The organism is Maribacter sp. LLG6340-A2 (assembly GCF_045057105.1).
Lineage (GTDB): Bacteria > Bacteroidota > Bacteroidia > Flavobacteriales > Flavobacteriaceae > Maribacter.
In genome coordinates this window covers 4,013,037-4,026,070 of record NZ_CP159332.1, presented here as the reverse complement: position 1 = coordinate 4,026,070, position 13,034 = coordinate 4,013,037, and the positions used below count along the sequence as shown (strand labels likewise).

Sequence of the window (13,034 nt, the reverse complement as noted above, 5' to 3'; positions counted from 1 at the left end):
TTTACTATGAAAACTATATTTAAATTATCAATCATTTCTTTAGTTATATTGGTTTGTTCATGTGGTAAAAGTGATAGCAACGATGTAGATTCTGATATACCCAAGACACCAATAGAAGAAGAACAAGAAAATCCTGAAACACCATTAAATCCTACTAAATCCGTAGCAATTGTACCTGAAAATGGAGATGTATGTTCAGATTTCTCTGAAATAGAGAATAGTAGTAGTAATGTACTTGTGGCTTTTAAATGGACTACAGCTGAACATACATCATCGTATAAAATTGAGGTTTTTGAAGGAGATGAAATAGTAGCAAATGAAGAGTTGACCAATACTGAATTGGAAGTTCCACTAGGTAAAGGTAAAACGTATACATGGCAAATTACCTCATTGAATAGTACAAGCGAGGTTGTGAGTGATACATTTTCATTTAGCACACCGGGTATTCCAATTGAAAATTATGTTCCTTATGCTGCAGAAATTACGGTAATTTTTGATACCACTTTAGAAACTATGTCGATAAATTGGATTGGGAGCGATGAAGATGGAGATGAGCTTAGCTATGACCTTAGTATCCATGACGAAGAAAATGAACTGGTCAATGAATCTGACTTGCTTGAAACTGAATACGGACCTTTAGATATTATTCCAGATATGGAATATACCATTGAAGTAAAAAGTAAAGATTCTTCTGGAAATATTTCAGTTTCAACGATAACAAGAAAGATGTAAGCTTGGCAAATTAATTGTTCTTTTATAGTAGAGTATACAACCGTTTATTAGGGGGTTAAAAAATAACAATCTAGTAAACGGTTTATTCTTTATTAAATTTTTTAAGCGTTTTTCTAATTTGTTCGCTGTCCCAATGATTATCATACTCCACTACTCCCCTTTCAAAATCGGCATTCAATAATTTTTCCTGTTCCTCCAGTTCTTTTCTTGCCTTAAAAATATAGGACTCGTCCTGTTTAGGTTCAGAAGCCAACCTTCTTAAACTGCTTTCGTCATATTTTATAAAATTTTGCACTTGGCGGGTCAAGGTATATTTTCTAAAGCCCAATTTGCTTAACACATCTTTGGCCAATGCCAACGAAGTGTCCAAAGACTCCCTGTATATATTCTCAATGCCCATATTTAAGAGTTCATAGGCATCATATCTATTTTTGGCTCGTATCATTAACTCTACATGAGGATAATTTTCTTTGACCAATTGGGTAACTTTTTTGGTAACACCGGGATTATCAATAGCACAAATAAGAATTTTTGCCTGAGCAATACCTGCAGATTCCAATAAATCTATTCTCGTAGCATCACCATAATACACTTCAAATCCCATTTTACGCAAGAAATCTACCCGGTTAGAATCTTGGTCAAGTATTGTTGCTTCAATACCGTGCGACCGTAAAAATCGGCCTACGGTACTGCCAAAATGACCAAAGCCTACCAAAATTACATTTTGAGTTTTAGCAATGTGGTCCATGGGGCGTTTTATAGATTCCTTGGTACCAATTTTTGGCAGTATAAATCGCTCATTAATAATACTTATAACTGGGGTCAGGGTCATGGTCAATGCGGTAATGACCAACATAATATCCATTTGTTCCTGTCCCAATATTTTCAGTTGAAAAGCAAAGGATAATAAAACAAAGGCAAACTCCCCAATTTGTGCCAAACTAAAGGTTAATAGTAACTTTTGATCCAACTTTAGGCTAAAGACCCGTGCCGTTATCCATAAGACCAATGCCTTTATAATCATTACGGCGAGTAAAATTCCGCCAATGGTCAAAGGAATTTTAGCAATGACCACAAAGTTTATTGATGCGCCTACAGCAATAAAGAACAATCCAAGTAAAAGATTTTTAAAGGGCTCCAATGTACTTTCCAGCTCATGTTTATATTCGCTGCTGGATAGCACTACCCCACCTAAAAATGCCCCTAAGGCAGGTGAAAGTCCAACATATTCCATTAAAAAAGAAATACTGAATACAATGAGCAATGCAGAGGCAATCAACAGCTCCCGTACACCGGTCTGTGCCACTTTACGCAACATAGGAACTATTAGATACCTACCCGCCACAATGATAAGCACCACAGATAGGATAATGGCCAAAGTTTGATAACCCAAGGGCAAACTATCCAATAAATTGCCCGTGGAATCATGGGTATTGGCATCAACATCGGTATTGGAGTTAGATAATAAAGGGATGGCTCCCAACATAAATATGACGATAATATCCTGAAACAATAAAATGGAAAACGCAGAGGTGCCAAATGTAGTTTCCATTAACCCTTTTTCCTTAATGGTCTGCATGGCAATTGCCGTTGAAGAAAGTGCTACGGCCATGGAAATTACCAAAGATATCTTCCAGCTAAACCCAATGGTATAAAAAAATGAATAAGAAAGTACCATAGTGGCCGCTACCTGTAAACCGCCCATACCGGCAATGGTTTTACGCATGTTCCAAAAATTCTTTGGTTCAATTTCTAGACCTATTAGAAATAACATGACCACTACCCCAAATTCTGCAAAGTGGAGAATGTCCTCTCCCTCTTCGCCAATAAACCCTAGAACATACGGACCTATTAAAACGCCGGCCATGAGATAGCCCAAAACGGAACTAAGGCCTAATTTCTTAGCGATGGAGACACAGATAATGGCTCCCAATAAGAATACAATAGCTTCAAAAAGTATACTGCCCGTCATTTATAATCATTTTATTGAATATCCATAATAAACATTTGCCCGTTTAGATTAAGATTGTTGCAACTCATCTATTAATGCGCTGTATTTTTCACCATACGCATCTAGTTCATTATCGTTCAATTTATAGGTGCCCATGACCGTGAACGGTCGTTTATAAGCCATTAAACATAAATTGGCCGTTTGTTCAAAAGGTCTTAAAAATTCATTGATAGTGTAACTATTACTTCCTTTAGAACAGTATAGTTCTTTGGAACCCCCTGTCGTTATTACATTTAGGCATATTTTGGATTGAAGCGCCGTGCCTTTGGGTCCGTAGGCCCAATTGAACTCCAAAACTATATCTAACCATTGTTTTAATAAAGGCGGACAACTATACCAATACATTGGGTGATGCCAAATAATGACATCATGCTCTTCCAATAATTTTTTTTCAGTAACTACATCAATATGAAAATCTGGATATAACTCATACAGATCATGAAAAGTAACATGTTCCTTATGTGCTATTGCATTTACGAGAACCTTGTTCGCTCTTGATTTTTCAAACTTTGGATGCGCAAAAAGAACCAAGACTTTTTTCATTTCAAAGGAAAATATGGATGTTATATAATGTTACCGTGTAATCAAATCAAAAGATAATTTAATGCCTTCAATGATCATACCTGTACCTATAATGGCAATGATCAACCCCATAATCTTACCTATAACCGATATAACATTGTATCCTACAATCTTGACAATTAGATTACTAAGTCTAAATGTAAAATAGGTGAGCAAGCTCATCAATCCAAAAATAGCGATAACTATGATGATTTGAATAGGTTCTACTTTAGAGACAAAATTCATTGAAGTTACAATAGTACCCGGACCGGCCAAAATTGGTATTGCCAAAGGCGACACCGCTATATTTTCATCAATATGAACCTTCTTTATGCTCTTAATACTAGACTGTTTGGATTGTAGCATATCAAACCCAATATAGAATATCAAAATTCCGCCGGTTATCTTAAATGCCGGAATGCTAATATTGAACAATTCAAAAATAAACTTACCCAACAGCACAAAAACCAGTACAATGGTGAATGCAATGATATTGGCTCTTTTATTGATATCCTGTTTTGTCTTATCATCCGCACCTTGGGTGAGCGATAAAAATACGGTCATATTGGATATTGGATTCGTGATAGCGAAAAATCCGGTAAAAACAGTGATTGAAAAAGTAATTAAGTTATCCATTATAGCGGGAAAAAATTAATCTTGCAAGAACACAAATAACTTAGTTATAAACAAGCTTCTTTAGATTCTTTTGGTAAATATTTTCATTATTTGAAAGATAAGAATTGTTGCTAGATTAGTACTTATGGTATTAGTGATAAATGACAAGTTTATGGTTAAAGAACAGGTATTGATCTGGTAAGGTTAAGTAAGCTTTCCACTTTTTCTTTATCATAAGCATCTGGATGTGCAGTTGCGTACGAACCTTTATCATTATTGAAATACTGACCGGTTTTTGTCAAATTTGTTATACTTAGGATAAGTACAACGCTACGAAATTACCTATACCGGCTATGCTTACTACTATCAAATATGTTTTATGAGTAAGATATTTGTAAAATGAATTTGAGCTATGCTAATTTTACTCCTAAAATTAGATTCATAGGTTTTGCTATGACATGATATGCCTTGATAATACTTTCAAATGTTTTCTTTTATAACATAATTCAAAGCCACAGCGTAAGTGATGTAGGGTAATTACGCATCTCTTTTTATCTGTATAATGCTTATTGATTAAATAGTAATTTTAAAAAGACCATTACTTCTTATGTAAACAACTGTTTCCCTATCTGTTGAAATAATTGAGGTTGCATTTTCTTCTGCTCCAAAATAAGAACCAGGCTGTAACTCGTTTTTAGCATCCTTTTTAGAAAATTGAAGCATTAATCCACCAGAAATAACCACAGCTCTAAAGTTTGTACTCAAATTTTTAATGCTACCATTAAAACCAGCTGGTAATTTTAAAAGTGTTGCACGCAATTGGTTTTCTTCGTGACTTCCCCATAAAAAAGCAGTTTCTACATTACTTTTTTCTGACACCCATTCAATATCATTAGCGTTTAACCATACTAAATTGGTTTTATCTACATTAATTGGTCGTTCACCATTATCAAAAGCTTCGGAAGTTGGCTTCACTAAATACGGCCCTTCTTGAATATCTAAAAATGCCATATTTTCATTACCATCAGCAGAAGTAATATGCGCTTCGCCTGCTGGTTGTTGCCAATAAGATCCTGCTGGCAACCACTGTTTTTCTGCTTTTTCATCATCATTATGTAATAAACCTTGAATCACCACTCCACGGTAGGTAATGTTGTGAATATGTGGTGGCGATGAAAATCCTTTTTTAAATTTCACTAAAAAACCTGCGGGCTCATTTTTTGTGCGATCTCCCCAAAGTTTTCCGGCAGCGGGACTTTTATCGCCTCGTAACGGGTTTAACCAACCCCATTCTACATTGTCTGCAGTTACCACTTCATTTACAGATTTGGCAGAATCTTTTGTTGGCGTTTGTGCACTTGTATATACTGTTGTTGCTATTGTTAATACAACTAATACTAATTTTTTCATCTTATCAATTTTAATTTTTAAATTAAAAAAAGTTCCAAAATTTAGGACTTCGGAACTTTTTTTTTACTCTTTCTTTCTTAGCAATTATCTATTGTTATTTCCAAGTAACAATGTCCTCTATTGGTCTTCTAGACTTTGGGAACTCTGGATCCGCTTTTCTATATCCGAATGCAGCCATAAAAGAAATTCCATATTTATCCGTATCCACTTCAAATTTTTCCCTTAATAATGCTTCGGTTTTCTCTATATGAAATCCTTCTATAGGGCAAGAATCTATTCCGGTTAGGGCCGCGGCAGTCATCATATTACCTAGAGCAATGTACGTTTGTTTTGATGACCAATCGAATAACTTTTTATCGGTGTCTAAATCAAAATCACGTTCTTGAAATTCTCTATAAAATTTAGAATATACTTCTACAACCTCTGCAGGCATTTGCTTTACCTCTTTCATCATATGTTCAATATATGAAGCATCATGTTTTACCATGGGTGCTTTCATTGCCAACCCTAGAATAAAATGACTGGCCGTATCTAATTTTACGGGAGCGCCCCATGCTACTGGCTTTAAAAGTTCGCGTAATTCCTTATCCTGAACAACAATAAAATGCCAAGGCTCAAAGCCAAACGAACTTGGTGATAAGTTGGCCGTCTGCAATATAAAATTGATATCTGCATCAGAAAGTTTTTTAGAAGGATCAAATTCTTTGGTGGCATGCCTGTAATTAAAAGCATTCAATACTTCCTCTTTATTTATGCTGGGTGTTTTCATTTTTTATGTTTTAAATTTTTTAAACTATCAAAAGTATAGTACAAATGTATGGTGAGGGTTTTAAACTGGCAATAACGGTCAAAAATGATAGTATAATATTTTTAAAATTTTTAAATACATGATACTGGTTATCAGATATTTGTAATTATAAAAATATACTATAAAAAGTATAGTTGTATGCTATTGTATAGTTTGTTAATTTTGTTTTTTAAAATTAGGAATAGTGGCTATAGCGCATAAAAAAAGATTGATCAAGTACAATGATAAAATGTTTTCCTGTACAACCAGTATAGCTATGGAATTAATTGGCGGTAAATGGAAAAGCGTAATTCTTATTTATTTGATAGGCGGTAAAAAACGCTATAACGAATTGTATAAATTAATTTCTACGATTACGGAACGTACCTTAAGTCTACAATTGAAGAAATTGGAAGAAGATGGACTAATAACACGTAGGGTCTATACCAAAAAACCTCCATTAAAAGTAGAATATGAATTAACCTCATTTGGGGAAAGTTTAGCACCTGTGCTTAACGCTATAGCAGATTGGGGAAAGATTGTAGCTGAGGAAAAAGGAGAGGTTATTGAATAAAACGTTTTTCTAAATTTTCCTGTTATATTTAAAATTCCTTTTTACTTCCAAATCATCTTTAAAATTAATTTTACAATAATTTTTTTGACTCAAAAGCAAATAATCTATCCTCTAAATGCAAATAGGTCAATGCTTAGATTAAACTAGTCAAACTCCCCTACTCATTACATTTATCTTGCTGTTGAATTTAAAAACAAGAGCAATGAAAATAGAAAATAGCGTAATTATAGTAACAGGGGCATCAAGTGGAATTGGTAAGGCTACCGCACATAAACTGGCCTCTCACGGTGCCAAGGTTGTACTCATGGCAAGAAGTGAAGATGAGCTTAACGATTTAAAATCAAATATTGAAAAAGATGGTGGAGAAGCATTGGTAGTTTCCGGTGATGTAACCAAAATGGAAGATTTTGAAAAAGTGGTTTCCAAGGCGAAAACAACTTTTGGAAAAGTTACTGCTTTAATCAATAATGCGGGACTTATGCCACTTTCTTTTGTTGAAAAATTAAAGACCGATGAATGGGATAAAATGGTCGATGTTAATATTAAAGGTGTATTGAACGGGGTTGCTGCCGTACTACCTGAATTGAAGGCCAATAAAGATGGACATATTATCAATATTTCATCTATGGCGGCACATCGTTATTTTCCGGGTGGAGCGGTATACTGCGCCACTAAATCTGCCGTGAAAATGTTTTCTGAAGGATTACGACAGGAATTGGCACCCAAGTACGGAATCAATATTACATCCATAGAACCGGGAGCCGTTGCAACCAATTTAACGGACACCATTACTGATGAAGATATCAAGGAGAAAATGAAAGAAATGCAAAAAATGGAAACATTGGAAGCTGATGATATTGCTGATGCTATTTATTATGCGTTGTCTCAACCCGCCCGAGTAAATATCAATGATGTTTATTTGGTGCCAAGCGAGCAACAATAGTATTAATTTAAATAGAATAAAATTATGTCTACGACAACAAAACAAGATACATTTAAAACCATAAATCCTACTACGGGAAAAGAAATTGAGTCACATATCTATATGACAGACGAGCAGGTTGAAGAAAGTATTCAACAGTCTCATAAAGCATTTTTAAAGTGGAAAACAAAGAGCGTTGAAGAACGTGGGGAAATTATTAAATCCATTGGTGAAGAACTTCAGAATTACAAGAAAGAACTTTCTGAGCTAATGACCGATGAAATGGGGAAATTGCTAAAACAGAGTCACCAAGAGGTGGATTTATGTACGGCAATTTGTAATTACTCTGCAGAACATGCCCCAGAGTTTTTAAAGAGCGAAGAGCGTGAATTGAGCGACGGCGGAAAAGGTATTATTACCTATTCTCCAATGGGAATCATTTATGGCATACAGCCTTGGAACTACCCAAGTTACCAAGTATTACGCTATACCATAGTAAACTTGATGGCCGGTAATAGTATCCTTTTAAAGCATGCGTCTAATGTAACCGGCACGGCCAAATTGCTGAAGAACATTTTTGAAACAGCAGGTTTGCCCGCAAATCTTTTTAATGTCATGGTGATAGAGCATGAACAGTCCAATGCCGTCATAGAGCATAACTTGGTACGTGGTGTTACCTTGACCGGTAGCCCGGTGGCTGGAGAAAAAATTGGTGAGAAAGCCGGTTCACAATTAAAGAAAACAGTATTGGAATTAGGTAGTAATGATGCCTATTTAGTATTGGATGATGCCGATATTGATTTAGCCGTAGAAAAAAGTGTTATGGGCCGTATCTATAACAACGGAGAAACCTGTATTGCGGCAAAAAGATTTATCGCTACAGAGAAAGTTTATGACGAATTCAAGGAAAAGTTTGTGAAGGCGATGGATGCTTTAAAAGTGGGTGATCCTAAGAATGAAGATACCGAATTAGGCCCCATGGCACGTGAAGATCTTAGAGATAAAATTCACGAGCAAGTACAGGAAAGTGTAGAAAAAGGTGCCGATGTTCTATGCGGTGGCAAAATTCCGGATGGAGAAGGTTACTTCTACCCTGCTACCGTACTAGGTAATGTTTCACCAGGGCAACCGGCTTATGACGATGAGTTATTTGGACCCGTTGCTTCTTTAATCAAAGCAAAGGATAATGAAGATGCCATGCGTATTGCCAATGATAGTAGGTTTGGTTTAGGTGGCGGAATATTTTCCAAAGATGTTGCAAAGGCTACAGAACTAGCAGAAAAACACTTTGATACAGGAATGGTATTTATAAACTCCTTTGGATTGGCAGAACCGAATATGCCTTTTGGCGGAGTAAAAGATTCCGGTTATGGACGTGAACATGGAGGATTTGGTATGAAAGAATTTGTCAATGTGAAGTCCATCATGATTATGGATTAAAAGTTTAAAAGCACCTATTTAGGTGCTTTTTTTATATCGTAATTATGATTCATTCTATAAACCTATGTTAAAAAATGAATGTTCATTCTTTTTTTTGAATACCTTTGAATTGTAAATCAAATTATACATAATATCAAAGGAATTTTATTAGGTAAACAACCTTAATTAAAGTGGGTTGAGCCAAATTCCGACTAGAAATTTTTATAACAATTAGTATATAAATTATGAGTAAGTCAATTAATTTAAAACAGCGACCGGTAGGAACCCCTACCCTAGATGATTTTTCAATTGAAAAATTAGATAATGAATTAAATGTCTCTGATGGTGAAGTATTATTAGAGGCTAAATATATATCAGTAGACCCATATTTACGAGGTAGAATGAGCGATGCTAAATCTTACGTACCACCATTTAAAGTTGGGGAACCCATAAGTTCAGGTATCGTAGCAGAGGTGTTAGATTCTAAAAATGAAAATTATAAGAAAGGTGATTTCGTATCCGGATTATTGGAATGGAAAGAGCAACAAATTTCAAATGGAGAAGGGTTGCAAAAAGTAGATAAAAGTAAAGCTCCCTTAAGTGCCTATTTGGGAATAGTGGGTATGACAGGCTTGACCGCATACCTGGGTCTTCATGAAATAGGGAAACCTAAGAAGGGAGAAACCTTGGTAGTTTCCGGTGCTGCGGGCGCTGTTGGTAGTGTTGTAGGCCAGATTGGAAAAATTCTTGGACTTAATGTTATTGGTATAGCCGGGACGGATGAAAAAATTGAGATGCTAAAATCGGAATTCGGTTTTGACCATGGTATCAATTACAAAACTACGGAAGATATGAAAGCGGCAATTGAAGAAGCTGCACCTAACGGAGTTGATATTTATTTTGATAATGTTGGAGGACCCATATCTGATGCGGTATTGTTCAACATCAATCAGTTTGCACGAATAATTATATGCGGAGCCATATCGGTATACAACAAAACCGAAACACCAATGGCGGTTGCGGTACAACCATTCTTAGTAAAGAACAGTGCATTGATGCAAGGATTTATTGTACGTAATTATGCCGATAAATTTCCGCAGGCAATGAAACAATTATCCACTTGGTTAGGAGAGGAAAAACTGACCTATAAAGAAACTATTGTAGAAGGTTTTAAAAATACACCACAAGCATTTTTGGATATGATGAAAGGGAATAAAAAAGGTAAAATGATAGTAAAGGTCTAATAGGTAGACTTTAATTATGAATAAATAAAAAAGAAAGAAAATGAAAATATTATTTGTATTGACTTCCCATGATTCTTTGGGAGACACAGGAAAAAAAACAGGGTTCTGGATAGAGGAATTTGCAGCGCCGTATTATAGTTTGTTGGATAAAGGAGCGGAAATTACAGTAGCTACGCCATTGGGTGGTAAAGCACCCATAGATCCCAGTAGTGATACGGAAGACGCACAAACCAAAGACACGATCAGGTTTAAAAATGATGCGGAAGCACAGGATTTAATAAATTTTACCAAAATCCTTGCAGAAGTAGATGCAGCTGATTTTGATGCTGTATTTTATCCAGGAGGACATGGACCATTATGGGATTTGGCCAATGATGCCACATCGGTGAAGCTTATTGAAACTTTCAATGAGCAGAAGAAGCCTATTGCTTTTGTATGTCATGCACCAGCAGCTTTAAAAAGAGTATCTGGTACGGATGGTGAAAAATTGGTAAAAGGCAAAAAAGTAACCGGTTTTACCAATTCTGAGGAAGAAGCCGTTCAATTAACGAACGTTGTTCCTTTCTTGGTTGAGGATATGTTAAAGGAAAGTGGCGGAATTTATTCTAAAAAAGAAGATTGGGCGCCCTATGCCATACAAGATGGTAATTTAATTACAGGTCAAAACCCTGCATCATCTGAGTTGGTGGCAGAGAAGTTATTGGCAGCACTGAAATAAGAAGTTTAGTTTGGTTGTTAGTTAATAGTCCAGAAAGCCGTTTGGTTTTCTGGACTATTTTGTTGTAAAATATTACGAATTATAATTTAAAGAATACGTATTAAATACCAGTCCGCCATCATAAGATTCGGTGTCTGTGAGTACTAATTGATAACCAGATGTAGATTCCCCAAATAATCGTATACCAGCTCCTAAGATCAAGGGGTTGATTTTTACCTTAATGATGTCTATAAGTTGATTATCAAAAAGCCATCCGGCAAAAACGCCACCTCCACATAAGTAAATATCTGTGGTTGAGTTTTGTTTCAGTTCTTTAATCTTATCTAAGTCATATTCAGAAATAATATGTACTTGATTACTTTTATTATCAAACTGTAAAGATTTAGAGAAAATATAATGCTGCATGTGCGCATACGCTGGCTGCCCAGGTTTTAGTCCGTAGGCATATCCAAATTCATAGGTGTCTTTACCCATGATCGTAGTTTCAAATCCCTTTAAATCTGACATATATTTTGTGACCCCACTACCCTCACCTACAAATCCGCTGATATCACCATCGAGTCCACAGATATATCCGTCAATGGAAATAGCTACGTAATACACTATATTCTTCATTATCATTGTTTTGTAGCTGTAAGTTACGCTTTAGGAGCGATATTCTGATTTACTCTAAAAAAATTATTGGGGTCATATAGATATTTTATTTTGGTTAGTCGCTCATAATTCCGTTTATAGCTTGCTTTAATTCGCTCTTGACCTTCATCCATCATAAAATTCGAATACGCTCCGCCAGCCGAGTATGGGTGCAGTGCGTTATAATAATCTTTACACCAATTGGTAATTTTATCGGCATTTTTTGGGTCAGGGTCTACACCAACATACACACCACAATATTCGGCGTCACGATATGCCCACGGGGTGTCCGTGGCACCTACTCTGCTTGCTGCGCCAGAAATGGGGTATAAATGCATTTGTGATAAAGGAGTAGGTATTTTAGAACCAAATTTTAAATGCTGGGCACTTATTTCAGGGGTCAGTGAATTGAAGAAGTCAGCTCTCCAATACCATTGCATTCCAGTAGGAAACAGTCCATCGAACATAGCTTGCAGCGCTGGGTAAGGCATTTCCCCTGTATGGGCAAACAACGGTTTTTTATCCAAAATAGGAGTAAAAGTTTCTTCCATTTGATCCATAGCCCCTGTATAGCACCAAACAATGGCGCAAAATTTCTTATTATGAAGATGCTCGGGAAATGGAGATTCCGGAATGACCATAGTGGCTATAAACCCATTAATATCATCTGGGGCGGTTTTTATAAAACCATCAAACCACCCCATAATTTCTTCAGTCTGTTCTATGGGCCATAATGTTGGTCCGCCATAGACCATTTTTTGTTTGTGTGCTTGAAAAGTAAATTCGGTTACTACCCCAAAATTGCCACCACCACCACGAATAGCCCAAAAAAGGTCGGGGTGTTGATCCTTATTGGTTATAACAATAGACCCATCTGCCAGGATCATTTCAGCTTCTAAAAGATTATCAATGGTAAGGCCATATTTTCGAGAAAGATAGCCTACACCACCACCAAGGGTAAGACCACCAACACCGGTGCTTGATACCATACCAGAGGGTATTGCCAGTCCATATTCATGTGTAGCATTATCTACCTCGTTCCAAATACAACCACCGCCTACTTTTACGGTATTGTTTTCAGTATTTATGGTGATGGATTTTAAACCCGATAGATCAATGACCATACCATCATCACATAAACCTAATCCGCCACCATTATGTCCGCCACCTCTTATAGCAAGAAGGACATTATTTTCTCGAGCAAAATTGATAGCGGTTTGTACTTCTGTAGTATTGGTGCAAATGACTATAGCCCCAGGCTGCTTATCTATCATTGCATTATATACTTTGCGCTGAATATTATAGTCCTGGTCCGTTGGTGTTATAATTGTAGCCTTGGTTAAGTTGCGTAAGTTTTCAACTAATTTATCTGTAAAGGATTGTGTTTCTATTTTCATAATTTAAATTT

14 protein-coding genes are annotated in these 13,034 nt (G+C 36.0%); 6 read left to right on the top strand and 8 right to left on the bottom strand.

From position 1 onward, the window contains the following. The first annotated feature begins 6 nt into the window (after positions 1–6). Positions 7–732, top strand: coding sequence for a hypothetical protein (locus ABVM52_RS17025; protein ID WP_405382273.1), 726 nt, complete (start codon positions 7–9; stop codon positions 730–732). An 82-nt stretch (positions 733–814) separates the two neighbouring features. On the opposite strand, the gene ABVM52_RS17020 is transcribed toward ABVM52_RS17025, so the two are convergent. The 6 genes from ABVM52_RS17020 to ABVM52_RS16995 all read right to left on the bottom strand — a co-directional run bounded on the left by ABVM52_RS17020 (position 815) and on the right by ABVM52_RS16995 (position 6,098). Next, positions 815–2,704: a monovalent cation:proton antiporter-2 (CPA2) family protein gene (locus ABVM52_RS17020; protein ID WP_405382272.1), complete on the bottom strand. Its 1,890-nt coding sequence runs from the start codon at positions 2,702–2,704 to the stop codon at positions 815–817. Positions 2,705–2,752: 48 nt separating this feature from the next. Further along, positions 2,753–3,286 carry an NAD(P)H-dependent oxidoreductase gene (locus tag ABVM52_RS17015; protein ID WP_405382271.1) on the bottom strand — a complete coding sequence of 178 codons (534 nt, stop codon included), beginning with the start codon at positions 3,284–3,286 and terminating at the stop codon, positions 2,753–2,755. Between the two features lie 30 nt (positions 3,287–3,316). Then, the gene (locus ABVM52_RS17010; RefSeq protein ID WP_405382270.1) at positions 3,317–3,940 is read right to left on the bottom strand and encodes a MarC family protein; all 624 of its coding nucleotides are present in this window, start codon (positions 3,938–3,940) and stop codon (positions 3,317–3,319) included. Between the two features lie 155 nt (positions 3,941–4,095). Continuing rightward, the gene (locus ABVM52_RS17005) at positions 4,096–4,221 is read right to left on the bottom strand and encodes a hypothetical protein (RefSeq protein WP_405382269.1); all 126 of its coding nucleotides are present in this window, start codon (positions 4,219–4,221) and stop codon (positions 4,096–4,098) included. A 271-nt stretch (positions 4,222–4,492) separates the two neighbouring features. Then, entirely contained in the window at positions 4,493–5,329 is an 837-nt protein-coding gene (locus ABVM52_RS17000; RefSeq protein ID WP_405382268.1) for a DUF4437 domain-containing protein, read from the bottom strand. Positions 5,330–5,423: 94 nt separating this feature from the next. Next, complete coding sequence (locus tag ABVM52_RS16995) at positions 5,424–6,098, bottom strand: NAD(P)H-dependent oxidoreductase (RefSeq protein WP_405382267.1); 675 nt, start codon at positions 6,096–6,098, stop codon at positions 5,424–5,426. A gap of 223 nt (positions 6,099–6,321) precedes the next feature. On the opposite strand from ABVM52_RS16995, the gene ABVM52_RS16990 reads away from it, so the two are divergent. From ABVM52_RS16990 to ABVM52_RS16970, 5 genes are all read left to right on the top strand, one after another. Beyond that, on the top strand, positions 6,322–6,690 hold the full coding sequence (locus ABVM52_RS16990; protein WP_405382266.1) for a winged helix-turn-helix transcriptional regulator: 369 nt from the start codon (positions 6,322–6,324) through the stop codon (positions 6,688–6,690). A gap of 202 nt (positions 6,691–6,892) precedes the next feature. After that, positions 6,893–7,633, top strand: coding sequence for an SDR family oxidoreductase (locus ABVM52_RS16985; protein WP_405382265.1), 741 nt, complete (start codon positions 6,893–6,895; stop codon positions 7,631–7,633). 24 nt (positions 7,634–7,657) lie between these two features. Then, positions 7,658–9,052 (top strand): NAD-dependent succinate-semialdehyde dehydrogenase, encoded by a 1,395-nt coding sequence (locus tag ABVM52_RS16980; protein WP_405382264.1) that lies wholly within the window; start codon positions 7,658–7,660, stop codon positions 9,050–9,052. Between the two features lie 224 nt (positions 9,053–9,276). After that, a complete protein-coding gene (locus ABVM52_RS16975) occupies positions 9,277–10,275 on the top strand; it encodes an NADP-dependent oxidoreductase (RefSeq protein ID WP_405382263.1) in 999 nt (332 codons plus the stop codon). 40 nt (positions 10,276–10,315) lie between these two features. Further along, positions 10,316–10,993, top strand: a complete 678-nt coding sequence (locus ABVM52_RS16970) for a type 1 glutamine amidotransferase domain-containing protein (protein WP_405382262.1) — start codon at positions 10,316–10,318, stop codon at positions 10,991–10,993. 72 nt (positions 10,994–11,065) lie between these two features. On the opposite strand, the gene ABVM52_RS16965 is transcribed toward ABVM52_RS16970, so the two are convergent. Together ABVM52_RS16965 and ABVM52_RS16960 are read right to left on the bottom strand one after the other, a co-directional pair. Beyond that, a complete protein-coding gene (locus tag ABVM52_RS16965) occupies positions 11,066–11,608 on the bottom strand; it encodes a dihydrofolate reductase family protein (RefSeq protein ID WP_405382261.1) in 543 nt (180 codons plus the stop codon). Between the two features lie 23 nt (positions 11,609–11,631). Continuing rightward, positions 11,632–13,023, bottom strand: a complete 1,392-nt coding sequence (locus tag ABVM52_RS16960) for an FAD-binding oxidoreductase (RefSeq protein WP_405382260.1) — start codon at positions 13,021–13,023, stop codon at positions 11,632–11,634. Positions 13,024–13,034: the final 11 nt, after the last annotated feature.